Consider the following 23,798-nt stretch of genomic DNA (forward strand, 5'->3'; position numbering starts at 1 on the left):
CATGCGCTCCATGAAGCCGCCGCATTGACCTCACCAAACCACCACATCCACTCCAGACCTTCCGCACACTTCTCCGCTATTGCTTCGCTCCTTCCCAACCGTGAAAGGAACGACCATGCGCATTATGACAGCGACGGCCCTCGCGGCAGTTCTCTCGCTCGGCACGCCGGGTTTCGTGCTCGCACAGGGAGCTGCGAACCAGGCTGAGAAGGCTCCGGCCAAATCCGGCGGGCAGACCAGCGCCAAGATCTCCAGCATCCAGGTGGTGGACATCAAGCAATTGCCGGATGCGGTGAAGGCGCAGGTCGAGGAGGTCGTATCGAAATCCAGCGAGGACGACTTGAAGGCGCTGCGCGCCTCGATCGACGCCTCGCCGGCGGCCGCCAATGCACTCAAGGAAAAGGGCATGAGTTCGGCGCAGGTGGTGGCGATCAATATCGCCGACGGCGTGCTGACGATGTTTGCGAAGATGGCTTAATTGCGAGCATCACACTCTGGCATGGCCGGGCAGCGCGAAGCGAGCTTCGCTAGATTACCCGGCCATCCACGTCTTATGTGCGTACCCTAAACGCGGATGCCCGGCACAAGGCCGGGCATGACGGCGTTTCTGATACTGATGACGGCGTGTGCTAACCCGCCGAGTCATCCTCGATGATCGGGCCGAACAGTTCCCAGCGCTCGCCGTTGAAGCGCTGCATCTGTAGCTGCTTGTTGACGCGGTAGTCGGTGGGTGAGGTGGAGAGACTCATGCCGGGCAGGCCGAGATCGGTCTTGAAGCCCGAAATGCTGCTGGCCTGCTTCATCACATTGGCGCGGGTGAGGTCGTCGCCGCAGCGCTTCAGCACTTCCACCATGAGCTGGGCATTGCCGTAGCCATAGGTGTTGAAGTTCGAGTTCTTGTCGCCGTCGGGATAATATTTGTCCATGAAGGCCATGTAGCGCTTCATGCCCTCGTCATCCTTCCACTGCGGGTCCAGCGGGTCCTTGCCGTAATTGGTCGAAATGAGACCCTTGGAATTGTCGAGCCCCGCAGGCACCAGCACCGCGCCGACCGATGTCGCATTGATGTCGACGATGTGGATCGGCTTCCAGCCGAGATCCGCCACCTTCTTGATCGCCTGCGCGGCGAATTTCGGCGTTGAGGCGTTGAACAAGAGGTCGGCGCCGGAGGACTTCAGTTTGACGATCTGCGAGTCGATGGTCGGGTCGGCCAGTTCATAGGACGCTTCCGAAACGATCATCGACGCGGCCTTGTCGCCGAGCCCGGCCTTCATGCCGGTGAGATAGTCGCGGCCGAGATCGTCGTTCTGCCAGAGGATGGCGATCTTGGCGGTCGGATGGTTCTTCAGGATGTATTTGGCGTAGATCCGGCCTTCGGTCTGGTAGTTGGGATTGTAGCCCATGGTCCAGGGGAAGTTCTTCGGATCGGTGAAGCGCGTGGCGCCGGTGGCGGCGAATAGTTGTGGCACCTGCTTCTGGTTGAGATATTTCTGCACGCCTGCATTGGACGGCGTGCCGATGATCTGGAAGGTCAGCAGGACTTCATCGGACTCCACCAGTTTGCGCACCTGTTCCACGGCCTTGGGCGGCGAATAGGCGTCGTCATACTGGATCAGGTTGATCTTGCGGCCGTTGACGCCGCCCTGGTCGTTGACCATCTTGAAATAAGCGAGCTGCGTCTTGGCGATCGACGAATAGGCCGAGGCGGGACCCGAGAACGGCACGGTCTGGCCGATCTTGATCTCGGTATCGGTGGCGCCGGGATCGTATTTCTTCTGCGCGAGTGCCGATGTGGCCAGCAGTGATGTGGCTGTCAGCGCAATGGCCGCCATCCCGACAAATTTAGCCGTCGTGGCGAAGCGATGAAGAAGCGAAGTTCTCATGTCGTTGCCTCCCTGATGATATGTCACTCGACAGTCGTTCCCGTGCGGGCGCCGTCGTTATCGGGGAGTGTGAGGCAAGGATTTTGAGTTGGCAAGGCGAGGAGATGGGCACTTTCCCTAACCTCTCCCCGCTCCCGGCGAAGCGAAGCTTCGCTAGGCGGGGAGAGGTCGCCGCGTCTTCGCGGCGGGTGAGGGGCGGAGCGCCGATCTTGATGCAAGTTCGGTAGGCGTGGTTCGGACGATCAGTGCGATCCGAGGGCGTGCGTTTGTCGCCGGCCGCGTGCCTTGCCCCTCATCCCACCCTTCTCCCCGCAAGCGGGGAGAAGGAGCCGCGCGGCGCTCCGGGCTAACTTGCCAGCCACAGCACGATCAGCGCCAGCGCGGCCGGTGCAGCCTGCACGTAGAGAATGCGCTTGCTCACCGTCGCTGCGCCGTAAGCACCGGCGACGATCACGCAGAGCAGGAAGAACGCCTTGATCTGGAATGCGAAGGCGGGCGCGGAATGCAGCAGGCCCCAGATCAGACCGGCAGCGAGGAAGCCGTTATAGAGGCCCTGATTGGCCGCGAGCACCGCGGTGATCTCGGCCTTCTCCGGCGTGTTCCTGAAGGTCTTCAGGCCCTGCGGCTTCTGCCAGAGAAACATTTCTAGCACGAGAAAATAGATGTGCAGCGCCGCGACCAGCGCGGTCAGAAGATTACCGATGAAGTTCATGATGAGGCCCCATAAAAAAGCTGTCATTCCGGGGCGGGCCGGCGCCGAAGGCGACGGGACCGAACCCGGAATCTCGATGTGTTCATACTATATCGGGATTCCCCACCACTCCCATTGGAGTGGCTGAGGTTCGCCCGCAGCTAACGCTGCGTTCGCCCCGGAATGACGCGTGAACTATCCCACCGCCGGCTTCGGCAGCGATGCCGGGTCCAGCCACGGACGCGCGGATGACGCGAGGCCGGTGAGGCGACCCTGAATGTAGTCGCAGCCCCAGTCGCGCAGCATCAGGCCGGACTCCTCGTCCTGCACCCATTCGGCGACGGTCTTGATGCCGAGCCGGTGGCAGAGATCGATCAGGGTCTGCACGAAAGCGCGGTCGTCGGCGGAATGCGCGATGTTCTGCACGAAGGCGCCGTCGATCTTGACGATATCGACGCCGAGCTTGCGCAGGTTGCGGAACGAGGTGTAGCCGGCGCCGAAATCGTCGATGGCGATGCGGCTGCCGAAATTCTTCAGCCGCGTGACGAAGCCGCGGACGTCGTCGAGGTCCTGGATGGCCACGGTCTCGGTGATCTCGACGATCAGCCGCTGCGCGACGCCGGGATGCGCCGCCATCATGGACTCGATGGAGGTCCACCAGTCCGGATCCATTGTCGTATCCGGCGAGATGTTCAGCGAGAGCTGCACATCCGGCGCGGCGGCCAGCTCGGCGACGACAAGTTCGAGCACGCGGTGATCGACCAGCCGGATCAGACCCAGTTTCTCGGCCACCGGCACAATATCCGGCGCCAGCAGCAACTGCCCGTCATCCTGCTTCATGCGCACCAGCGCTTCATAGAAAGCGGGGGTGCGGCTGTCGGCATGCATCACGGGTTCGAAGGCCGTGACGATGCGGCGCTCGTTCAGCGCAGTCACGATCTCGTCGGTGACGCGGATATTGACGCGGCGCTGCGCATCGCGCTCCACGTTCGGCCGCCACAGGGCAAAGCTGCCGTGGCGGCGGCGCTTGGCGCCGTTCAGGGTTTCCTGCGCGCGGTTGACGGCTTCGTTGACGTTCTGCGCATAGCGGGGAACGCTGACGGCGCCGATGGTGGCGGTCACCGAGACCGGGCCGGACTGGGTCGGGATGACGTCGTCGCGGATGCCGACCAGAAAGCGCTCGGCGGCGATGGTGGCATCGTCAACAGTGCAGTTCTTCAGGATCAGCCCGAACTTGTTGCCGGAGAAGCGGCCCATCACGTCGCCGCCGCGTAGCCGCGCGCGAATCCGCCTGGCGATCTCGACGATCACTTCATCCGCGATATCGAAGCCGAAGGCGTCGTTGATCCGGGCCAGATGATCGATGCCGATCAGCATGAAGGCAAAGGACGAGCGGAAGCGGGTGGCTTCCTCGATCGCTTCGGCGAGCGACGCCAGAAGATGCGCACGATTGAGTTCGCCGGTGACGGGATCGTGCTGCGCCAGTTTCAGCAATTGTTCGTCGCGGGCATGGCGTTCGCTGTTGATGCGGACGACGCCCTCGACGCGTACGGCCTTGCCCGCGGCATCGGCGCGGCAATTGCCGCTCTCCTCGATCCACAGCACGGCGGCAGCGGTCGAGGCGCGTAGTCCATATTCGATCCGGTAGGTGCCGCCGCCGGAAGCGAGTGCCTTGGCCAGTGCCTCGGTGCGAATGCCGCGCTGCGGCTCAATGAGAGTCGCCAGCTCGGCGCCGCTGGCGATAGTGGCCGGGGAAATGTCGGTGAAGATGGCGGCGGCCTGGTCGGTCCAGGTGATCCGGTCGCTGGCGATGTCCCAGATGAAGGCGGCCTGGCCGAGTGCGGCCAGAATCTCTGCTGCCTGCGGCTCGGAAGTGCGACCTGCCTGCAAGGAAGAATCGGCACTCTGGGAAACAGCGGATGTCAAAGTCGCCTCGTTTTGGGACGTCATCGGGTGATTCGCCCCCCGACAATACGGCTCAGATCGCTACAATCGTTAGTCAAAGTTCCTAAAGACTTAAGAAAGTGTAGCCGGGCAGGCCTTCGCAAACCTGATGAGGCCCCGATCTGATCTGTGGAGGGCCGCGGCACGACCCTTGCGACGCAGAGGGTGGAGGGGCAACCCTCGTCCCGAATTGAGACGCGAGCACTGTTAACGATGTCGATTTCCGCGACCCGCGCTTACGCCACGACGCCGCAGCCCATGCGGCGCGCCGGCGATTTCGTGGTCGAGAAAGAGTCCGTCATCGTGGAGGCCGTCGCGCTGACGCGGCTTGAGCCGGTGCAGCATACCAACCCGGTGTCGTCGCGCGTGGCGCGGCCCGATGCATCTTTCATCGCACATCTGATCGCGACCGCCGAGCAGGCGCCGCAAACGCGGGTGCTGCGCCGCGCGGATGTGGCCGATGTCGAGGCGGCCTACCGGTCGGTGGCAAATATGTATGTTGCGGGATCGGCGATCAACCGCACGCAGCGTATGGCCTGACTCGGCACTCTCCGCTGTCGTCCTCGCGAATGCGGGGACCCATAGCCTCCAATTTCAAAACTGAAACGGCGGCAGAGCCACATCCATGGCGCTTTCAACAATTCTTCCGCGTGTATGGATCCCCGCCCCGTGCACGCCTTCGGCGTGCTAGGCGGGGATGACAAGTGGAGAGGTTCGTCGCTTACGTCTTCGGCTTGTCGTCAGGCGACGCGACGCCACCCGGCTGCAAATCCGGTGACGTGATTTGCGGCGACGTATGCGCCACGACTTCCGGCGGGACCGGGGTCGGTTCAAGTTTCGGCTCGATCCGTTCGATCTTCTCGACCTTCGGCTCCGGACGGTCGGTCAGCACGGCTTCGGCAACTGACGTTGCGGCCGGAACGGGGGCGGGCGGATGCGTCGGAGCGACCGGCGCTGGCGCGGGCTCATAACGCGGTGCCGGCTCCGGTGCATAGACCGGCGCGGCGACGCGGCGCGGACGGCGGGCGCGAAGCGAGATGCCGGCGAGGAAATCCACCATCGCCGTCAGGGTGATCAGGAAGAAGGTCGCATTGCCGAATTTCGGCAGCATCACGAATTCAGTAGCTGCCGCGCCGAACACCAGCAGCGACAGGAAATGATCGGTGAAATATTTCGGCGCCGGGCGCGCGGCGCGCATCACTTCGAGCCACAGCAAGAGAATGCTGAGCGCAACGAGCAGGTCGTTGAGCGTCACCATCCAGATGTCCTTGGACATCAGCGTGATCGGGAAGAGGGGGATCGGGCCCGACAGCGCGAGGTCGGGCATCAGGAAGGCGATGATGTTGCAGATCGCCACCGGAATCAGCAGCAGCGGGAAACCGATCGACGCCATCGAAGGCCTTCTTTGCGAGCGAGAGAACCAGAACGTATGTGGGCGATGCCAGACATCACCAAGGTGAGGACATCACCGAGGTGACGCGCGCGCATCACCGGGACAACGCATTAGCTCCAGAGTTGGAGCGAATTCGGGCGGAAGACCAGTTCAGAATTATAGTCTGAACAGCTTTCTCGACTTGCCCGCTGGCGCTTCGACCCGCCTAACCCGGACCTTACGTGGATGATCGAAGGCGGCGCCACCTGACGCGGCGCTGCCCTCCATCCAGTGGTCAGGATTCTTTCTTCACCTTCAGAACCTGACGACCCTTATACATGCCGGTCTTCAGATCGAGGTGGTGCGGGCGGCGCAGTTCGCCGGAGTCCTTGTCCTCGACATAGGTCGGGGTCTTGAGCGCGTCAGCCGAACGACGCATGCCACGCCGCGACGGCGATGTTTTTCTTCTCGGAACGGCCATAGGAAAAGTCCTTGCAGGTTCTTGGCAGATGGTTTCGATCGGCGCCCGGTGACAGGCGGCCAGCACAGAACGCGCGGGCAAAATCGCTGATAAGGCCGGGCTTATAACGGAATGACGACGCGATGGCTAGGGCGGGGCCGCGGGAATTTTACGGCAAATGGGGCCCCGAACTCGTCGTTCCGGGACAGGACCGGCGGCAAAGCCGACGGGCATGGGCCCGGAACCTCGAAGTGTTTTGAACATATCGGGATTCCGGGCTCGTTCACAGCTGACGCTGCGCCCACCCCGGAATGACAGCCAAGTTCCAGCACCTCTGCAGCTCCGCCGCCTGCGCCCGCGCCATATAGGTTCCTGCCAGACGCCGCACCCCCGGCCCCGGCGTCCGGGCGCTGCGGGTGACCGGATTGGGCAGGATCGCGGCCAGGAGCGCGGCTTCCCGGGCCGACAGGCTCGAGGCCGGCCGATTGAAGGCATATTCGGCGCCCGCCTGGGCGCCAAACTGCCCGGATGGGCCCATTTCGGCGATATTCAGGTAGATTTCCAGGATCCGCTGCTTGGACAGCATCAGATCGACCCACATGGCCAGCGGGATTTCGAGACCCTTGCGGATCACGCTGCGGCCCGACCACAGGAACAGGTTTTTCGCCACCTGCTGGGTGATGGTGGAACCGCCGCCGGAGACTTCGCCGTCCTGGGCGTCCTCGATGGCGTTTTGCAGGGAATCCCAGTCGATGCCGCGATGGCTGCAGAATTTGGCGTCTTCGGACGCGACCACGCTGCGCGGCAGGGCCGGCGACATGGCCTTGAGGTCAACCCAGGTCCGCTCCACGGGGGAACCGGTGATCCAGCGCCAGGCCATAAGCGCCGAAATCGGCCGGCCGACGGCATAAAGCGGCGTCAGCAGATAGGGCAGCGCGAGGAGCAGGATCCCGATCAGGATGAGGCGGCGGATGAGGCGCAAGAGGGGCGTTCCCGGTCGGAGCTATGCCGCTGATAAAGCGGGCTTTCCCCGCTCTTTTCAAGCCGGTTAAGCTTGCCGCGACCAATCGCGGCGGGACGCCGCAGGCGCAATTGACGTGGCCTTTGCCATAGAGGATTGTCCGGCCAAATTGTTCTGGAGCTATTCTTAATGTCGACCGGTGCTTCCACCAAAGATTTTGCCTCGCGCCTGGACCAGACCGCGGACGATACCGAAGCCGTACTGACCAAAGTGCTCGCCGATGGCGTGCTACCCGATGAAATCGCCCGGCCGAAGCGGCTGATGGATGCGATGCGTTACTCCTCGCTCGGCGGCGGCAAGCGGCTGCGTCCGTTCCTGGTGGTGGAGAGCGCGGCGGTATTCGGCGTGCATCGCGAGCAGGCGCTGCTGGTTGGCGCCGCCCTCGAATGCATCCACTGCTATTCGCTGATCCATGACGACCTGCCGGCCATGGATAATAGCGACCTGCGCCGCGGACGTCCGACCCTGCACAAGGCTACCGACGACGCCACCGCAATCCTCGCCGGTGACGCGCTGCTGACGCTGGCCTTCGACATCGTCACCCGCGACGAGATCCACGAAGACGCCACCGTGCGCCTGCTGCTGACCCGCGCGCTGGCGCGCTGTGCTGGTTTAGGCGGCATGGTCGGTGGCCAGATGCTCGATCTCGCCGGTGAAGGGCGCTTCGGGGACAAAGGTCCGGTGGACGTCGCGCGTGTTCAGCAGATGAAGACCGGTGCGCTGCTGCGTTACGGCGTCATCGCCGGTGCGCTGCTCGGCCAGGCCACGCAGAAGGAATACAAGGCGCTCGACGATTACGGCCGCGCGCTCGGCGAAGCCTTCCAGATCGCCGATGATTTGCTCGACGTCGAAGGCGACGCTGCCGCACTCGGCAAGCCCGCGGGCGCCGATGCCGCGCTCAACAAGACCACCTTCGTGACGCAGCTTGGCGTCGAAGGCGCCAAGAAGCGTGTCGCCGATCTGATCGCCACCGCCGACGCATCGTTGTCGATCTTCGGTGCCAAGGGCGACGTGCTCCGCGCTGCCGCCCGCTTCGTGGCCGAGCGCAAGAACTAAGGAAGACCTGATCATGTCGGAGACGGGCAAGGATCTCGATGAGCTCCTTGTCCGTTTTCGCAAGATGCCGGCGCCGCTCCGCGTCGTCTACGGGCGACCGCGCACGTTTCTGGCACTTCTGATCGGCATCGTCGCCTTCTTCGTCCTGCCGTCGTCGCTGCGGCTGGTGACGCGTCTGCTGATCGGCTGGGACGTGTTCATCGCGTTCTATCTCATGTTGGTCTACGGCATGATGCTGTCAAGCGGCGGTCAGAAACACATCCGCCGCAACGCCGCCTTGCAGGACGATGGCAGTTTCATCATCCTGCTGGTGGCGGCGCTGGGTGCCTTCGCCAGCATCGCGGCCATTGTCTTCGAACTTGGCGAGGGCCATCGCACGGGCTGGGAGTTGACGCTGGCGATCGTCACCATCGCCTCGTCCTGGGCTGCCGTGCACACGACTTTCTCGCTGCATTATGCCCATCAATTCTATCGCGGCGCCAAACCCGGCGGGTTGGCATTTCCGTCTGGCGATGACGACACGAAGGAACAGCCCGATTATTGGGACTTCGTGTATTTCTCTTTCGTCATCGGCATGACTGCGCAGGTCTCCGACGTCGGCATCACCGTGAAGAGCATCCGCGGCACCGCCACGGCCCATGGCATCGTCTCCTTCATCTTCAACACCGCGCTGGTCGCGCTGATGGTCAATATCGCGGCAAGCGCGATCTGAGCTTCGACCTCTCCGCCGTCATTGCGAGGAGCGAAGCGACGCGGCAATCCAGAAGGCCACAAGCGAAGTAAGACTGGATTGCTTCGTCGCAAGGGCTCCTCGCAATGACGATCGCATTGACCTCACTTCTCATCCGGGCAAATTAGGCACGCAAAGGATGCCGCCCGCGTGGAAGCCAAATTTCAGATTTTCCTGGTTTTGATCGCTGCGCTCGCAGGTACGGCGTGGCTGGCCAAGCGCGTCAGCATCGCCCCCGCGATCCTGCTGCTGCTGGCCGGCATTGCACTGGCCTTCGTGCCGGGCATGCCCTCGATCCAATTGCCGCCGGATGTGGTGCTGCTGGGCGTGCTGCCGCCACTGATCTATTCGGCCTCCGTCGCCATGAGCTGGCGCGAATTCCGCGCCAATCTGCGCATCATCACGCTACTCGCGGTCGGCTGCGTGATCTTCACGGCGTGCCTGGTCGCCACCGCGACACATTATCTGATCGGGCTGCCGTGGTCGGTCGGCTTCCTGCTCGGCGCCATCGTCGCGCCGCCCGACGTGGTGGCGCCGCTGGCGATTGCGCGCAAAATCGGCCTGCCGCGCCGGATTCTGGTCGTGCTGGAAGGCGAGGGTCTCGCCAATGATGCGACGACGCTGATCCTGTATCGCTTTGCAGTGGTGGCGATCACCACCGGGGCGTTCTCGCTGCCGAAGGCGGCCGGTACCTTCGTCGCCATCCTCGCCTGCGAACTCGTTTTCGGCCTCGCCATCGGCTGGATCAGCCTGCGCATGCGTCACCGCGCGCGCGATCCGCAAGTCGAGATTACGCTGTCGCTGCTGACACCCTATGTCGCCTATCTCATTCCCGAACATTTCGGCGGCTCCGGCATCATCGCCACCGTCGCCTGCGGTCTCTACATCTCATGGAACGGCCCGCTGCTGATCTCGGCGGCGACGCGCCTGCAGGGCATCTTCTTCTGGGACTTGGTGATCTATCTGGTCGAAGGCCTGCTGTTCCTGCTGACCGGCTTTCAGATGCGGGCGCTGATCGAGAAATCGAAAGCGTTTCCGTTTGCCGAGATCATGCTGGCCACGGTGCTTGTCACCGTCGTGATCATCGTGGCGCGTTTTGTCTGGGTCTATGCGGCGATTTATGTGCCGCGCTGGCTCAGCGCAGACCTGCGCAAGCGCGATCCCGCGCCGAACTGGCAATGGACCTTCGTCGTCGCCTTTACCGGCGTGCGCGGTGCCGTATCGCTCGCCGCAGCGCTGGCGCTGCCATTCACGCTGGTCTCGAACGAAGGCTTTCCGTCGCGCGACCTGATCCTGTTCGTGTCGTTCAACATCATTCTCATCACGCTGGTTGGCTTCGGCCTGTGCCTGCCCATCGTGGTGAAGTGGCTCGGCGTGACCAAAATCGGCCGCGAGGAATATATCGCCGAGCACGAGGCCGAGCTCGCTACGCGCCGCGAGGCGCTGGCCACAGCCCTGGCGCGGCTCGATGCCATGACCGATGATCGGGAGCTGTCCGACGAAGTCGTGAAGCTGCTGCGCGCGCGCCATGAAAGCCGCTCGAACCAGTTACCGGGCGAACTCGATCCCGACGTCGACGTCTCGGCGGTGGGGATCGATCTGGTGCGCGAACTCATCAAGGCCGAGCGCAAATTCATCCACGCGCAACTGCGCGACGGCAAGATCACCGACGAAAGCCGCCGCCGCATCGAGCGCGACCTGGATCTGGAAGAAGCCGGGCTGAGCAACCGGGAATTCCGGCGGATTCCGCTGTAGTGTTGCTCAGCGGATGCGCTCGGTGAAGACCGGCTCGAAGAAGCGCCATTCGTCGTAAGAGGCATCGGGAAGCCTGTAGGGCTGGCAGTTCTCGAGGGCACGCATGCAACTCATCTGATACGCCTTGCTATAGGGCGTGGTCGAGGTGATCGATATCGGGCGCGCCTCATCGATCATGCCATCGCGATTCAGCTTGATCACAAAGATCGCCTCGATCGGCTCCTTGCCGCCACCACTGGGCTTTTTCCAGCATCGCTCCACCTGGGCTTTGAAGAGCGGTCCCCAGTGAGCTGCAGCGTTGCCGGTCCGCTTCGGCACCTGAGGGGGCGCTGCCGGCGGCGTCTGCTGTGATGGCGCGATGTCAGGCCGCGTGAAGCGGCCAGGCAGGCCAAACATCTGAGCGTTGCAAGAGGCTGAGGAGACAAGAATGAAAAAGGCGCCGGCGACCGTAGCGTTCGGCCTGGGTGCCAATCCGAATAAGCGATTGCCGAGACGCAAGATCGCCTCTTCACGTGCTGTATCCTAAAATAAAACTATAGATTGAAATTGTCGCCATGGCAGCAAAAATGTGCTAAACATAATCGATGACCCGTCCGGATATCGAACTCATCCTTGAACAAGTCGCCACCTGGCCGGAAGAGGCGCAGGAAGAGTTTTTGACGTCGTTCAACGAGATCGAGGCAAAGCACGTCGGTGTCTACCAATTGAATGACGAAGAGCGGGCTGCCGTGCTCCGCGGTCTTGCTGAAATGCGAGCTGGCCAGTTGGCTAGCGAAGAAGAAATTGGGGCTCTCTTCAATCGCTTTCGCTGATGAAAGTCAGGTGGTCTAAGACCGCCCTGATCGAACTCGAAGAGATTTTCCTTTATATATCCGAGCGCAATGAGGCGGCTGCACGTGCCGTTGTGGCTCGTATCGAGCGGGTTTGCGCACAACTCGAACAATTCCCGTTCACAGGTGTGGCTACGAGCGAAGACGACGCCCGTCTGCTGCCGATCGTGCGCTATCCGTTTTCGATCTTCTATGCAGTTGACGAAGGCTTGGATGAAGTCGTGATCCTTCATGTCCGTCATACGGCACGAAAAAAGCCGGCGACGGATGATCCGGTCGCCGGCTGATTTTGGAGCAGCTGCTTGAATTACTCGGCCGCGGTGACGACTTCCGGCGCCTTGGCGTTGGCGCCGTAGCGCTGATCGATATAGTCGATCACCAGCGCCTTGAAGTCGGCCGCAATGCTTGGGCCCCGCAGGGTGCGGAATTTCTCGCCGTCGACGAACACTGGCGCGGCGGGGCTTTCGCCGGTGCCGGGCAGTGAAATGCCGATATTGGCATGCTTGGATTCGCCGGGGCCGTTGACGATGCAGCCCATGACCGCAACGTTGAGGTTTTCGACGCCCGGATACTGCGTCTTCCAGCCTGGCATCGAGTCGCGGATGAAATCCTGGATCGAGCGCGCCAGTTCCTGGAACGTGGTCGAGGTGGTGCGTCCGCAACCGGGGCAGGCTGCAACCAGCGGCACGAAGGTGCGAAAGCCCATGGTCTGCAGCAGCTCCTGCGCGACCTGAACTTCCACCGTGCGGTCGCCGCCGGGCTCGGGGGTGAGCGAAATGCGGATGGTGTCGCCGATGCCCTGCTGCAGCAGAATGCCCAGCGCGGCCGAGGAGGCGACGATGCCCTTCGAGCCCATGCCGGCTTCGGTCAGGCCAAGATGAATCGCATAGTCGGAGCGCGAGGCGAGCGTCTGATACACCGCGATGAGGTCCTGCACCGCCGAGACCTTAGCGGAGAGGATCATCTTGTTCTTCGGCATGCCGAGTTCTTCGGCGCGGGCCGCCGACAGCAATGCCGACTGCACCATCGCTTCACGCGTCACCGCGCGGACGTCCTTTGGATTCGCGGACAGCGCGTTCTCGTCCATCAGCTTGGTGAGCAGTTCCTGATCGAGCGAACCCCAGTTCGCGCCGATGCGGACGGCCTTGTTGTTCTTGTTGGCGATCTCGATGATGTCGGCGAACTGGCTGTCACGCTTACTCTTGAAGCCGACATTGCCGGGATTGATGCGGTATTTGTCGAGTGCCGCGGCGCAGGCCGGATATTCGGCGAGCAGCTTGTGGCCGATGTAATGGAAGTCGCCGACCAGCGGCGTGGTGATGCCCTGCTTGTCGAGTGCTTCGCGGATATGCGGAACGGCAGCTGCGGCCTCGTCGCGGTCGACGGTGATGCGGACCATTTCCGAGCCCGCGCGCGACAGCGCTGCGACCTGGTCGATGGTGCCCTGGATGTCGGCCGTGTCGGTGTTGGTCATCGACTGCACGACGATCGGGGCGCCGCCGCCGACAGCGACGTTGCCAACCATGACCTGTGTGGTGAGGTGCCGGGGCGCCGGACCGGCGATATCAGACGGAATTTCAATCTTGTTCATGGGGTCTCGAATATCAGATTTAGATGACATCCAGCAATGCGTTAGTGGCCTAGGCCCTGACCGGTCGGTTAACGAGGACCAGCCCGGCGACGACCAATAACGCAGCGAGGCCGAAGGCGGGGGTCAGGTGGTCGCCCATAATGAGATAGCCTGCCGCGACGCCAAACAAAGGGGTAATGAAGGTAAAAGCCGACAATTTGCTGGCGGAATAGGTCTTGATCAGCCCGAACCAGAGCAAAAACGTGAAGCCGACCACCCAGAAGGCCTGAAACGAGAGCAGGGACAGCGCCAGCGGACCGGGAACCCGGGTCACGGTCTCGCCCGCCAGCAGCGCCGCCAGGCCCAGAATCGGGACAGACAGCCCGACCTGGTATCCCAATGCCTTTTCAGGCGCGACGTAGAGCAACGGGGTCGTTTTGACCACCAGCGTGGTCGCGGCCCACAGCCCCGCACCGGCGACAATCATCAGATCCCCGATCAGCACATCAGCGGTGACGTCGGGCTGCGGGACGCCGATCGCCACGGCGACACCGGCAAAACTCACCGCGAGTCCGGCCCATTGCACCGGGCGCAGGCGTTCGCCCAGGAATTGATAGGAGCCGAAGGCCACGAAGAACGGCATCGTGTAGAGGAAAACCGCGGCGCGCGAGGCCGTCGTGAATTGCAGGCCGTGAAAGATCAGCACGAATTCGATGCCGAACAGCACGCCGGCAAACAGGCCCGCTTTCAGCGTGCCGTCGCGTTCGAACAACTTGACGCCGCGCATGCGCGCAATGGCCAGGATGACCAGCAGTGCGCCGGCCGAGCGCAGCATCGCCTGCGTGTAAGGCGGGATATCGTGCAGCACCAGCTTGATGGCGATCTGGTTGAAGCCCCAGGTCAGGCACAGCATCAGCACGAGGGCGATGGCGCCGGCGGTGAGTGCGCGTCCGCCGGGTGGACTGATGATCACTTCTGCAGACATGAAGCCTCGGGCCCGGCTTGTCGCCGTGTTGTTATGGGATCGTCACGCCTGACAGTGCGCGCAGGTTCCGGTGATTTCGACAACAGACAGTTTCGGGACGAAGCCAGTCGTCCGTGCGGCATCATTCAGGCTCTGCGCGACCTTCGTTGCGGGCACTTCGCCGACCGACCCGCACTGGTCACAGATCAGAAACGCGACCATCGAGGCTGTGCCGTGGTCGTGCGCGCAGGCCAGAAAGGCGTTGCGGCTCTCGATGCGGTGAACGAGGCCGTTCTCCATCAGGAAATCAAGTGCGCGATACACGGTGATGGGTGCCGGACGCGAAGTGGTCTTGGCAAGCTCATCGATGATCTCGTAGGCCCCAAGCGGCCGATGGCTCGCGAGCAGCGCTTCAAGCACCTGCCGGCGGATCGGGGTCAGCTTTTGCGATCGGGCCGCACAGACATGCTCGGCATGATGCATCGCGTCCGCCGTACAGCGGTCGTGATCGTGGCCAGGAGCCGGGAAAGTTGGTTTCGGAACTGCCATATGGAGGTAGCTTAACCCGTTGGGTGTGATTGTGCCCGTCTTTTTGGCGTTGGGCCCCAGTCTTACACCAAATCCAGCGGTAAACGACGAACGTTCCCTGCAGATGGGGCGCCGACCGGTCGATTGCAAAGGTTGAACGAGTATACCGTACCGGATCAAGTCGCGCTTCTGCGCAGATCCGATGGCGAGGTGGCATATCGGCGCCGGAATGTCCGGTTGAAATACGACAAATCGTTGAAGCCGGCCTCGTCCGCGATCTTCCCGATCCGCTCATCGGTCCGCAGTGGGTCGAGTAGCAGTGCATGAGCAAGGGCCAAACGCCGTTCGAGCAAATATTCCGACAGGCTGAGGCCGTGTTCGCGAAACAGCTTGCGGACATAATCAGGCGAGATTTTCTGAGTCGCCGCCAGTGTTTCGGCCGAGAGGTCGTGATTTCCGAGACTTGCTTCGATGGCTGCCTTGATCGCCTGCAAGCGCAGCATGCGGGTGCTGGAAGGTGGAGATGTCTCGGAGTGGTTCTCGCAACCGATCGTCAGAAGTGCGATCAGGCTACATAGATCGGCCACGACGTGGTGTTGAAGATGGGTGGGGGCGGTCCCGTCGAGGTCGATTGCTTCCTGACAATGCGCCATCAACAGCCGCAACGTCTGAGCCTCCAGGAGAACAGGTCGCATGAGCCAAGCGCCGAGATTCGGCACCTTGATCGACAGCGCAGCACGGTCGATCTGAACGATCAGATGCTGCGTCTCACAAGATGACGTATGCCAACCAGCGTCCCTGGTTGTCATCAAGACCGCATGGTTTTGCTCGATGATCTCTTCGCGGCCATGCTGCGATGCGCGAGCCCGACCTTTCAGAACGACTGCAAACACAACATCGTCAGGCGATGACGCAGTCGCAGCATCCGACACGCGGTCGTTCGCCGGAAATCCCGTGCCGATAAAAACAATCGCGCCGGGCAACCTGTGCAATGCAGTATCGGTTGAAAACGGGGTGTCCGTCGGAAGAGGGGATTCGACGTTGAATGTCAGGCGCCCGAATTGGAGCTGCGGTGTCGGCAGATTTTCGGAAGCAGCCGCGATTAATGAATCGGGCGTTTCGGGACCGGGCCCTGAAGTCACGAGGATCAGTCCTGCAAGCATTGAACTACATCTTGGTCGTGCCAGCGCCGGATCACGTTCATAATGATCGCCGTTAGCGCGCTTTTGGGTATTTCTGTCTTTGATAGTTCGCGATGCGCCATGTGGCCTGAACGCAACAAGCAGAACGAATTGCGGTGCCAGTCTCGCCCAGTCCTGCCGCGTCGCGTCCGTTCCAAGTCGCTGATGTCTCATTCAACTACACATCATCGAAGCAGGGCCTTCGGCCTGCCTTTGTTGATCTGTTGTTGAGGAGACTGATGGTGAAACGCACCGTATTGGCCGCTGCAGGCCTCGCCATCGTGGCGTTTTCGTCGACCGCTGGCGCTGCGGATCTGTCGCCCCGCATGTACGCCAAGGCGCCGGTTCTGGTGGACCCCGGCATCAACTGGACCGGATTTTATGTCGGCCTTAACGGCGGCTACAGCTGGGGCAAGGGCGACGCCACTTTCCTGCCGGGCACCGCCTTTGCATCGCCGGTTAAGCAGGACGTCAATGGCGGCCTCGGCGGCGGCCAGATCGGCTACAACTGGCAGCTCGACCGCACATGGGTCGTCGGTCTCGAAGCCGATATCCAGGGGACTGGTGAACGTGGCAGCGCGAACTCTCCAGTGAGTTCGCTGCGGACCACCTTGCCCGGCGGTGACTTCAATCTGCTCGCACTGACCTCGGCAAACAGCTCATGGAGCTTCCCGTGGTTCGCCACATTCCGCGGCCGGGTCGGCCTGCTGGCGACACCGGACCTGCTGCTTTACGGTACTGGCGGTCTGGTTGTCGGTGAGGTCAAATATTCCACCCAGACGACAGTAACGGGTCAGATCTTCGGGCCAGGCTCTGCTGGCACGACACCGGCCAGCGCCGCCGTGACGATTCCCGGCACGCTGCTGTCGGAATCGCAGACTCGTGTCGGCTGGACGCTCGGCGCCGGTCTGGAAAAGAAGTTCGGCACCAACTGGTCGGCCAAGCTCGAATATCTCTATCTCGATCTGGGTTCGGCGACCTATTTCGGGGGGACAGCCAACCAGACCTCGGTCGGCTTCCACGACCACGTCTTCCGCGCCGGCATCAATTACGCCTTCAGCCCCGCGGTCGTCGCCAAATACTGATCCTTTCGATCCTCCTGACGACCTCAAGCCCGGCCTCGTGCCGGGCTTTTTGCTGTGTCGCCCATTTGTGGGAGGTTCGGAGATCTAGCCATGCGCTAGTCGCGGGGCTGCGTCGTATCGTCCACCGATGCGCTATTCATAAGCTTGCTTATAATAAGCTAAGTTTACGGAGCGCCACCATGTCCTGCCAGCCTGACACCGGCACCGATTTCCTATCCGCTTTGTTCGAGACCCAGCGCATGTTGCGGCTGCTGGCCGACAAGGAAGCGCGCCAGTTCGGCATGACCCGCGCCCAATGGGCGGTGCTCGCCAAGGTCGAGCGCAATGAGGGGCAAAAACAGACCGATCTCGCCGACGCCATGGAAATGGCGCCGATCAGCCTGACGCGGCTGATCGACAAGCTCTGCGACAGCGGCCTGATCGAACGCCGCAATGACGATACCGACCGCCGCATCAAGCGCCTCTATCTCACCGAGGCCGCGCGCCCGCTGACGGCAAAGCTAGCGGTGCTGCGCGGCAACCTGATGAAGGTCGCGTTCGACGGCGTGAGCGAGGCAGACATGCACCAGCTGGTCGCGCATCTCGAAACCATCAAAGACAATATTCGCGCTGCGCTGAACCCCGCAGCCACAAAGACCAAGGAACAAGTTTATGGCTGAGCCCGTGCTGAAATTTCCCGACAAGGATACGCCCGAGGGCGGATCCGATGGCGCCGCGACGACGCAGCGTCAGGGTGTGACAGGATTTCTGAAGCGCTACCGGCGAACGTTGCTGCTGGTCGTACTGCCGGCCATCGTTCTTGTTGGCGGCGTCGCCTTCTATCTGTCGGGCGGTCGCTATGTCGGCACTGACGATGCCTATGTCGGCGCGCAGAAGGTGCTGATCACGCCGGACATCTCCGGCAAGGTCGACAAGGTCGTGGTGCGCGAAGGCCAGCATGTCAAAGAAGGCGATGTGCTGTTCGAGATTGACCCGGTGCCGTTCCGGCTGGCGCTTGACGATGCCAGGGCCAAGCTGGCGCAGGCAAAGACCACCTATGACAACCTCGTCAGCAACGTGAAGATCTACGGCCAGATGCAGGATCTGGCGCAGCAGGGCGTCGACTTCAAGCAGCGCGACGTCGAACGCAAGTCGACACTGGTGAAGAGCAACTTCGGCTCGCAGCTCGATCTCGATAATGCGGCGACCGCGGCGGTGACCGCGAAAGCACAGCTCGAACTCCTGAGGCAGCAGCTCGCGACCTCGATGAACCAGTTGCTCGGCAATCCCGATCTGCCGCTGGCCCAGTTCCCGCCTTACGCGCAGGCGCAGTCGGCGCTCGATCAGGCGCAGCGCAATCTCGACCACACCGTACTGAAGGCGCCGATCTCCGGTGTCGCGACGCAGGTCGATAACATCCAGCTCGGCCGCTTCGCCATGGCCGGCACGCCGATCCTCACGGTGATCGACGACAACAGGCCGTGGGTCGATGCCAACCTGAAGGAATCCGATTTCACTTACATCGCCGTCGGACAGACTGTGGAGATCGACGTCGATGCGTTCCCGAACCACGCCTTCAAGGGCACTGTCGGTTCGCTGAGCCCTGGCACCGGCGCGCAATTCGCGATCCTGCCGCCGCAAAACGCCACCGGCAACTTCGTCAAGGTGGTGCAGCGCGTGCCGGTGCGGATCTATCTCGATTATGCAGATCCCTTCGTGAAGCGACTGAAGGCCGGCATGAGCACTTACACGACCATCGATACCAAGCATCATCGCTCGCTGGCGGGCCTGCTCGGCCTGTCATCGGCCAAGGCTGCTCAGGACTGATCCCATGAGTACGTCGGCGCCATCTCCCAGTGCGGTCCCCGGCTTTCGCCGGAATATGGTGACGATCTGCGCCATGACCGCGACCATCATGCAGGCGCTCGACACCACCATCGCCAATGTGGCCCTGCCCTACATGCAGGGCACGTTGTCGGCGTCGCAGGATCAGGTCAACTGGGTGCTGACCTCCTATATCGTCGCCGCGGCTATCATGACCGCGCCCGTCGGCTGGATCGCCAACCGGTTCGGCCGCAAGAAGATCTTCATCGTCTGTTCGGCGGGCTTCACGGTCGCCTCGGTGCTGTGCGGCCTCGCACAGGACATCAACCAGATGGTCGGCTTTCGCCTGTTGCAGGGCGTGTTTGGCGCGGCACTCGTGCCGCTGTCGCAGGCGGTAATGCTCGACAGTTACGCGCTGCATGAACGCGCCAAGGCGATGTCGATCTGGGGCATGGGCGTGATGCTCGGCCCGATCATGGGCCCGTCCCTCGGCGCGTGGCTGACCGAGACCTATTCCTGGCACTGGGTGTTCTTCGTCAATCTGCCCTTCGGCATCGTCACGGTGTTTGGCCTGCTGGCCTTCATGGACGAGACCAAGACCAATGCCGAACTGAAATTCGACTGGTTCGGTTTCGGCGCGCTGGCCATCGGCATAGGATCGATGCAGCTTGCGCTTGATCGCGGCGAGCAGCTCGGCTGGCTCGAATCCAACGAAATCGTCATCGAAGCGATCGTCTCGATCATCGGCTTCTATTATTTCTTCGCGCATTCCTTCACGACCTCGAAGCCGTTCATCCAGTTCGCGATCTTCAAGGACAAGAATTTTGTCGGCGGCTGCGTGTTCATGGCCGTCATGGGGCTGGTGCTGTATTCGACCATGGCACTGTCGTCGCCCTATCTGCAGAACGTGATTGGCTATCCGATCCTCACGGCAGGTCTGCTGCTGGCGACGCGTGGCTCCGGCACCTTCGTGGCGATGATGCTGGTCGGGCGCATCATGAAATATGTCGAGGCGCGGACACTGATCATGGTGGGAATGGCGCTGATGTCGGTGTCGCTGTTCTTTACGTCGATGTGGACCGATCAGACCGGCGTGCCGGAGATCGTCGTCGTCTCCATCGCGCAGGGATTCGGCCTTGGTCTCGTCTTCGTGCCGCTGTCCACGGTGGCGTTCCTGACGCTGCCAAATCATCTGCGCACCGACGGCACCTCGATGCTCACGCTGCTGCGCAATGTCGCGAGTTCGATCGGCATTTCCATCGTAATCGCGCAACTCACTTCCGGCACTCGCATGGCCCATGCGGTGCTGGTGGAGCACGTCACGCCGTTCAACAACGCGCTGCAGATGCCCAATGTCACCGGCGCGATTAACCTCGCCACCGATAGCGGCCGCGCCATGATGGACGCCATCGTCACGCTGCAGGCCACGATCATCGCCTTCGGGCTGGATTATCAGATGGTGATGCTGGTGACGCTCTGCGCGATTCCGATGGCGCTGATCATCGGCTCGTCCAAGGCGACCCTGCGCGCGCAAGCGGCGAAGCCGGGTGCGGATGAGCATCCGGCGGTGATGGAATAAAGCCGGCCGTCAGCCGAGCAACTCGCGACAGTCGAGATCGTCGACTGCCAGCATGATGCGTTCAAGGTTGTTCCACCAGATCACCGGCGGGATGTTATTGGCCTCCTGCCATACCGGGGTGGTGATCTGCCACAACACGGACAGGCGGTAGTCGTCATCCAGCGCACGCCGGTCGTAGCCGCGCACGCCCCGTGCCACCAGTTCGGCGTGGTAGTGGTCGAGCAACGGTTGCTCAAAGCGCCGCCGTAGGTCGGGATACCAGTGCATCGCCATCATATAAGCGAGATCGTCCGATGCCGTGTCAACGCGCCAGCTATCCCAATCGAATTGTAGCGCTTCATCGCTGTTCTCATCTTTCGGCAGAAAGATGTTCCAGACATGGGAGTCGCCCTGGACGATCGTCATGTTGGAGTGGGAACGGTAGCGCGCCTGCAGGCGCAGCGCCGCGTCGAGCAGCCGTGCGTAGAGCTCGCGCCGCTCGGGCGACAGGCGATCGCCCTGGCGCTCGGTGAATTTTTCCAACTGGCGCCTGAGCGTCTGCACCTGCTGATCCAGTTCGGTGGACTAGGCGCCCCACCCGTCTCGACCGCGGCGCGGTCGATCCACCCTCCCCACGTCGCGCGGCTGCGCCACGCTAGGGGGAGGGAGAAGGGCACTCACACGTCGAAGAACACCGTCTCGTTGTCGCCTTGCAGGTGGATATCAAACCGATACACGCCCGGCGCCGTCTTCTTCGCGATGATCGTCGCGCGGCGGTCGGCCGGGACGAGGTTCATCACCGCATCATCAGCCGTCGCGGCTTCGTCCTCGAAATAGATACGCGTCATCGACTGCATCGTCATGCCGCGGCCAAACACGGCCATCACGATATGCGGCGCCTGTTCTTTGCCATCGATGCCTGGCACGGCGCCTGGCTTGATGGTGTCGAACGAATATTCGCCGGCATCGGTGGTGCCGGAGCGACCGAAACCCTTGAAGCTCGAATTCGGCAGCCCGCGGGTATCTTGCGGATCGGCGAAACGGCCCTGCGCATCGGCCTGCCAGATTTCCAGTACGGCGTCGGGCACCACCTTGCCGTCGCCGTCATAGATCACGCCTTCGATGCGGATCTTGTCGCCGGTGACGTCGGGTGTCAGCAGGTTGCTGGTGAAGGCGTCGTTCCAGGCGTATTTGCCGTTAGGTGTCAGGCCGTAGGCATAGAACGGACCGACGGTCTGCGACGGGGTAATTCCGGGCATCAGTGATTCTCCGTCGGGGTGGCGTTGCGGCCGCGCAGCACGATGTTGAAACGATAGGCCAGCGCCCAGCCGGGCTCGGTGACGTCGAGGTCGAAATCCGACACCATGCGCAGGCGCGCCTTTTCGTCTGTGACCGAGTTGAAGATCGGGTCGAACGGGAACAGCGGATCGTTCGGGAAATACATCTGCGTCACGAGGCGCGAGACGAAGGAGTGGCCGAACACCGAGAAGTGGATGTGCGCAGGGCGCCAGGCATTATGGTGATTGCCCCACGGATAGGCGCCTGGCTTGATGGTGACGAACTTGTAGTTGCCCGCGGCGTCGGTGACGGTACGGCCGGCGCCGGTGAAGTTCGGATCGAGCGGCGCAGGATGCTGGTCCCAGACATGCACGTAGCGGCCGCAGGCATTGGCCTGCCACAGTTCGACCAGCGTGTTCGGCACGCCGCGGCCGTCCTCGTCCATCACCGTGCCGTGCACGATGATGCGTTCGCCGAGCGGCTCGCCCGCATGCATGGTAGTGAGGTCATGATCGCCGGGGCGCACGGTCTCGTGGCCATAGACCGGTCCTGTCGTTTCCGACAGCGTGTGCGGCATCAGGATGCGCTGCTTCTGCGGGGCACGCTTGATGGTGCTCTTGTAGCCGGGTGAGAGGCGCGGCGCGTGCGCCGCATTGCTCTCGACGGGATAGATTAGCGTCATGCTGGTTTCCCCTTTGGCCGCCGCGGATCCCGCGGCGGCTTGCTTGTGGACGTAGTTTTTTAGTTCAGCTTCTCGATCGCCATGGCGACGCCCTGACCGACGCCGACGCACATGGTGGCCAGCGCCAGCTTGCCGCCGCGCTTCTCCATGCCGTGCACGGCCGTCATCGCCAGGCGCGCGCCGCTCATGCCGAGCGGATGACCGAGCGCGATTGCGCCGCCATGCGGATTGACGAAGTCAGCGTCTTCCTTGACGCCGAGCTGGCGCAGCACGGCGATACCCTGCGACGCGAAGGCTTCGTTGAGCTCGATCAGATCGAAATCGCTGATCTTCAGACCAAGGCGTTCCATCAGCTTCTTGGTCGCCGGCACGGGGCCGATGCCCATGATGCGCGGCGCGACGCCGCCCGAGGCGAGGCCGAGAATGCGGGCGCGGGCCTTGAGGCCGTGCTTCTCCACAGCGGCGCCCGAGGCGAGGATCATGGCGCAGGCGCCATCATTGACGCCCGAGGCGTTGCCGGCGGTGACCGTGCCGTCCTTGCGGACGATCGGGCGCAGCTTGGCGAGGCCTTCCAGCGTGGTTTCGGGGCGCGGATGCTCGTCCTTGTCGACGGCGATGGGGCCGGCCTTGCCGCCGGGCACCATCACCGGGATGATTTCTTCGGCGAAATAGCCCGAAGCGATCGCCTTGCCGGCGTTCTGCTGCGAGCGGATCGCAAAGGCATCCTGGTCGGCGCGCGAGATCTGGAAATCCTGCGCGACGTTTTCGCCGGTCTCAGGCATGGCGTCGACGCCGTATTTTTCCTTCATCAGCGGGTTGATGAAGCGCCAGCCGATGGTGGTGTCGAAGATTTCCGCCGAACGGGAGAAGGCTTCGGTGGCCTTGCCCTGAACGAACGGCGCACGGGTCATGGATTCGACGCCGCCGGCAATGGCGAAATCGATTTCACCGGCGCGGATGGCGCGGGCGCCGGCGCCGACGGCGTCGAGGCCGGAGGCGCAAAGGCGGTTCAGCGTGGCGCCGGGAACGGAATCGGGGAGGCCGGCCAGCAGCGCCGCCATGCGGGCGACGTTGCGGTTGTCTTCACCGGCCTGGTTGGCGCAACCGAAATAGACTTCCTCGACGGCAGCCCAATCCACACCGGGATTGCGGTCCATCAGGGCTTTAATGGGGGCGGCGGCGAGGTCGTCGGCGCGAACTTTGGCAAGGGAGCCGCCGAAACGGCCGATGGGGGTGCGGACGGCGTCGCAAATGAAGACATCGCTCATCAATTCTCTCCCTGGAGACTGCATCCGCGCTCGATTGCCGGATTTTCGCGGTGGTTTTAAGAACCCCCGCTGACCCGGTCAAATGCCGCTGCTGGATGGCAGCGTTGTCCCTGGGAATTCAAAGAATTCCCTTGAGAAC

At 62.5% G+C, this 23,798-nt stretch carries 26 protein-coding genes; 11 read left to right on the forward strand and 15 right to left on the reverse strand.

All coding sequences use genetic code 11. The features are described from left to right. Window positions 1–115: 115 nt before the first annotated feature. The gene (locus AB7783_RS27145; protein WP_441279323.1) at window positions 116–478 is read left to right on the forward strand and encodes a hypothetical protein; all 363 of its coding nucleotides are present in this window, start codon (window positions 116–118) and stop codon (window positions 476–478) included. 151 nt (window positions 479–629) lie between these two features. Here the strand turns inward: AB7783_RS27145 and AB7783_RS27150 are convergent, their stop codons facing one another. The 3 genes from AB7783_RS27150 to AB7783_RS27160 form a co-directional block, all read right to left on the reverse strand. Next, window positions 630–1,883 carry an ABC transporter substrate-binding protein gene (locus AB7783_RS27150; protein WP_315840475.1) on the reverse strand — a complete coding sequence of 418 codons (1,254 nt, stop codon included), beginning with the start codon at window positions 1,881–1,883 and terminating at the stop codon, window positions 630–632. A gap of 346 nt (window positions 1,884–2,229) precedes the next feature. Continuing rightward, the gene (locus AB7783_RS27155; RefSeq protein ID WP_089262707.1) at window positions 2,230–2,595 is read right to left on the reverse strand and encodes a DUF1304 domain-containing protein; all 366 of its coding nucleotides are present in this window, start codon (window positions 2,593–2,595) and stop codon (window positions 2,230–2,232) included. Window positions 2,596–2,769: 174 nt separating this feature from the next. Then, window positions 2,770–4,524, reverse strand: a complete 1,755-nt coding sequence (locus AB7783_RS27160; protein ID WP_441279324.1) for an EAL domain-containing protein — start codon at window positions 4,522–4,524, stop codon at window positions 2,770–2,772. A 207-nt stretch (window positions 4,525–4,731) separates the two neighbouring features. On the opposite strand from AB7783_RS27160, the gene AB7783_RS27165 reads away from it, so the two are divergent. Next, a complete protein-coding gene (locus AB7783_RS27165) occupies window positions 4,732–5,058 on the forward strand; it encodes a hypothetical protein (RefSeq protein WP_184520286.1) in 327 nt (108 codons plus the stop codon). Window positions 5,059–5,239: 181 nt separating this feature from the next. Here the strand turns inward: AB7783_RS27165 and AB7783_RS27170 are convergent, their stop codons facing one another. From AB7783_RS27170 to mtgA, 3 genes are all read right to left on the reverse strand, one after another. After that, window positions 5,240–5,911, reverse strand: a complete 672-nt coding sequence (locus AB7783_RS27170; RefSeq protein ID WP_441279325.1) for a hypothetical protein — start codon at window positions 5,909–5,911, stop codon at window positions 5,240–5,242. A 274-nt stretch (window positions 5,912–6,185) separates the two neighbouring features. Beyond that, the gene (gene rpmF / locus AB7783_RS27175) at window positions 6,186–6,371 is read right to left on the reverse strand and encodes a 50S ribosomal protein L32 (protein ID WP_068732923.1); all 186 of its coding nucleotides are present in this window, start codon (window positions 6,369–6,371) and stop codon (window positions 6,186–6,188) included. Between the two features lie 262 nt (window positions 6,372–6,633). Next, a complete protein-coding gene (mtgA, locus tag AB7783_RS27180; protein WP_441279326.1) occupies window positions 6,634–7,332 on the reverse strand; it encodes a monofunctional biosynthetic peptidoglycan transglycosylase in 699 nt (232 codons plus the stop codon). Window positions 7,333–7,500: 168 nt separating this feature from the next. On the opposite strand from mtgA, the gene AB7783_RS27185 reads away from it, so the two are divergent. From AB7783_RS27185 to AB7783_RS27195, 3 genes are all read left to right on the forward strand, one after another. Further along, the gene (locus tag AB7783_RS27185) at window positions 7,501–8,427 is read left to right on the forward strand and encodes a polyprenyl synthetase family protein (protein WP_320446596.1); all 927 of its coding nucleotides are present in this window, start codon (window positions 7,501–7,503) and stop codon (window positions 8,425–8,427) included. 13 nt (window positions 8,428–8,440) lie between these two features. Beyond that, the gene (locus AB7783_RS27190; RefSeq protein ID WP_441279327.1) at window positions 8,441–9,139 is read left to right on the forward strand and encodes a DUF1345 domain-containing protein; all 699 of its coding nucleotides are present in this window, start codon (window positions 8,441–8,443) and stop codon (window positions 9,137–9,139) included. Window positions 9,140–9,307: 168 nt separating this feature from the next. Continuing rightward, a complete protein-coding gene (locus tag AB7783_RS27195) occupies window positions 9,308–10,912 on the forward strand; it encodes a Na+/H+ antiporter (protein WP_441279328.1) in 1,605 nt (534 codons plus the stop codon). Between the two features lie 6 nt (window positions 10,913–10,918). Here AB7783_RS27195 and AB7783_RS27200 read toward each other — a convergent pair whose 3' ends face one another. Further along, on the reverse strand, window positions 10,919–11,308 hold the full coding sequence (locus AB7783_RS27200) for a hypothetical protein (RefSeq protein WP_441279329.1): 390 nt from the start codon (window positions 11,306–11,308) through the stop codon (window positions 10,919–10,921). A gap of 188 nt (window positions 11,309–11,496) precedes the next feature. Here AB7783_RS27200 and AB7783_RS27205 point away from each other — a divergent pair, with 188 nt between their 5' ends. Then, the gene (locus AB7783_RS27205; protein ID WP_441279330.1) at window positions 11,497–11,724 is read left to right on the forward strand and encodes a hypothetical protein; all 228 of its coding nucleotides are present in this window, start codon (window positions 11,497–11,499) and stop codon (window positions 11,722–11,724) included. After that, window positions 11,724–12,029, forward strand: a complete 306-nt coding sequence (locus tag AB7783_RS27210; protein WP_441279331.1) for a type II toxin-antitoxin system RelE/ParE family toxin — start codon at window positions 11,724–11,726, stop codon at window positions 12,027–12,029. The genes AB7783_RS27205 and AB7783_RS27210 overlap by 1 nt, the downstream gene beginning before the upstream one ends. A 20-nt stretch (window positions 12,030–12,049) precedes the next feature. On the opposite strand, the gene ispG is transcribed toward AB7783_RS27210, so the two are convergent. From ispG to AB7783_RS27230, 4 genes are all read right to left on the reverse strand, one after another. Then, window positions 12,050–13,333 (reverse strand): flavodoxin-dependent (E)-4-hydroxy-3-methylbut-2-enyl-diphosphate synthase, encoded by a 1,284-nt coding sequence (gene ispG, locus AB7783_RS27215; protein ID WP_089262692.1) that lies wholly within the window; start codon window positions 13,331–13,333, stop codon window positions 12,050–12,052. Window positions 13,334–13,382: 49 nt separating this feature from the next. Beyond that, complete coding sequence (locus tag AB7783_RS27220; RefSeq protein WP_089262690.1) at window positions 13,383–14,297, reverse strand: DMT family transporter; 915 nt, start codon at window positions 14,295–14,297, stop codon at window positions 13,383–13,385. 42 nt (window positions 14,298–14,339) lie between these two features. Continuing rightward, complete coding sequence (locus AB7783_RS27225) at window positions 14,340–14,825, reverse strand: Fur family transcriptional regulator (protein ID WP_092139844.1); 486 nt, start codon at window positions 14,823–14,825, stop codon at window positions 14,340–14,342. Between the two features lie 155 nt (window positions 14,826–14,980). Further along, a complete protein-coding gene (locus AB7783_RS27230) occupies window positions 14,981–16,159 on the reverse strand; it encodes an AraC family transcriptional regulator (RefSeq protein ID WP_441279332.1) in 1,179 nt (392 codons plus the stop codon). A gap of 65 nt (window positions 16,160–16,224) precedes the next feature. On the opposite strand from AB7783_RS27230, the gene AB7783_RS27235 reads away from it, so the two are divergent. From AB7783_RS27235 to AB7783_RS27250, 4 genes are all read left to right on the forward strand, one after another. Beyond that, a complete protein-coding gene (locus AB7783_RS27235; RefSeq protein WP_089262684.1) occupies window positions 16,225–17,070 on the forward strand; it encodes an outer membrane protein in 846 nt (281 codons plus the stop codon). A 179-nt stretch (window positions 17,071–17,249) separates the two neighbouring features. Continuing rightward, a complete protein-coding gene (locus AB7783_RS27240) occupies window positions 17,250–17,729 on the forward strand; it encodes a MarR family winged helix-turn-helix transcriptional regulator (RefSeq protein ID WP_231078214.1) in 480 nt (159 codons plus the stop codon). Then, window positions 17,722–18,876 carry an HlyD family secretion protein gene (locus AB7783_RS27245; protein ID WP_441279333.1) on the forward strand — a complete coding sequence of 385 codons (1,155 nt, stop codon included), beginning with the start codon at window positions 17,722–17,724 and terminating at the stop codon, window positions 18,874–18,876. Before AB7783_RS27240 ends, AB7783_RS27245 begins: the two co-directional genes overlap by 8 nt. 4 nt (window positions 18,877–18,880) lie before the next feature. Beyond that, complete coding sequence (locus AB7783_RS27250; protein ID WP_441279334.1) at window positions 18,881–20,452, forward strand: DHA2 family efflux MFS transporter permease subunit; 1,572 nt, start codon at window positions 18,881–18,883, stop codon at window positions 20,450–20,452. Window positions 20,453–20,461: 9 nt separating this feature from the next. On the opposite strand, the gene AB7783_RS27255 is transcribed toward AB7783_RS27250, so the two are convergent. From AB7783_RS27255 to pcaF, 4 genes are all read right to left on the reverse strand, one after another. Next, window positions 20,462–20,995 carry a hypothetical protein gene (locus AB7783_RS27255; RefSeq protein ID WP_441279335.1) on the reverse strand — a complete coding sequence of 178 codons (534 nt, stop codon included), beginning with the start codon at window positions 20,993–20,995 and terminating at the stop codon, window positions 20,462–20,464. Window positions 20,996–21,108: 113 nt separating this feature from the next. Then, window positions 21,109–21,690 carry a protocatechuate 3,4-dioxygenase subunit alpha gene (gene pcaG, locus AB7783_RS27260; RefSeq protein ID WP_089262670.1) on the reverse strand — a complete coding sequence of 194 codons (582 nt, stop codon included), beginning with the start codon at window positions 21,688–21,690 and terminating at the stop codon, window positions 21,109–21,111. Continuing rightward, window positions 21,690–22,391 carry a protocatechuate 3,4-dioxygenase subunit beta gene (gene pcaH / locus AB7783_RS27265; RefSeq protein ID WP_068732948.1) on the reverse strand — a complete coding sequence of 234 codons (702 nt, stop codon included), beginning with the start codon at window positions 22,389–22,391 and terminating at the stop codon, window positions 21,690–21,692. The genes pcaG and pcaH overlap by 1 nt, the downstream gene beginning before the upstream one ends. A gap of 59 nt (window positions 22,392–22,450) precedes the next feature. After that, window positions 22,451–23,659, reverse strand: coding sequence for a 3-oxoadipyl-CoA thiolase (gene pcaF / locus AB7783_RS27270; RefSeq protein ID WP_116661429.1), 1,209 nt, complete (start codon window positions 23,657–23,659; stop codon window positions 22,451–22,453). Between the last annotated feature and the right edge of the window lie 139 nt (window positions 23,660–23,798).

Origin of the sequence: Tardiphaga sp. 172_B4_N1_3 (assembly GCF_052076035.1) — a bacterium.
Classification (GTDB): domain Bacteria; phylum Pseudomonadota; class Alphaproteobacteria; order Rhizobiales; family Xanthobacteraceae; genus Tardiphaga; species Tardiphaga robiniae.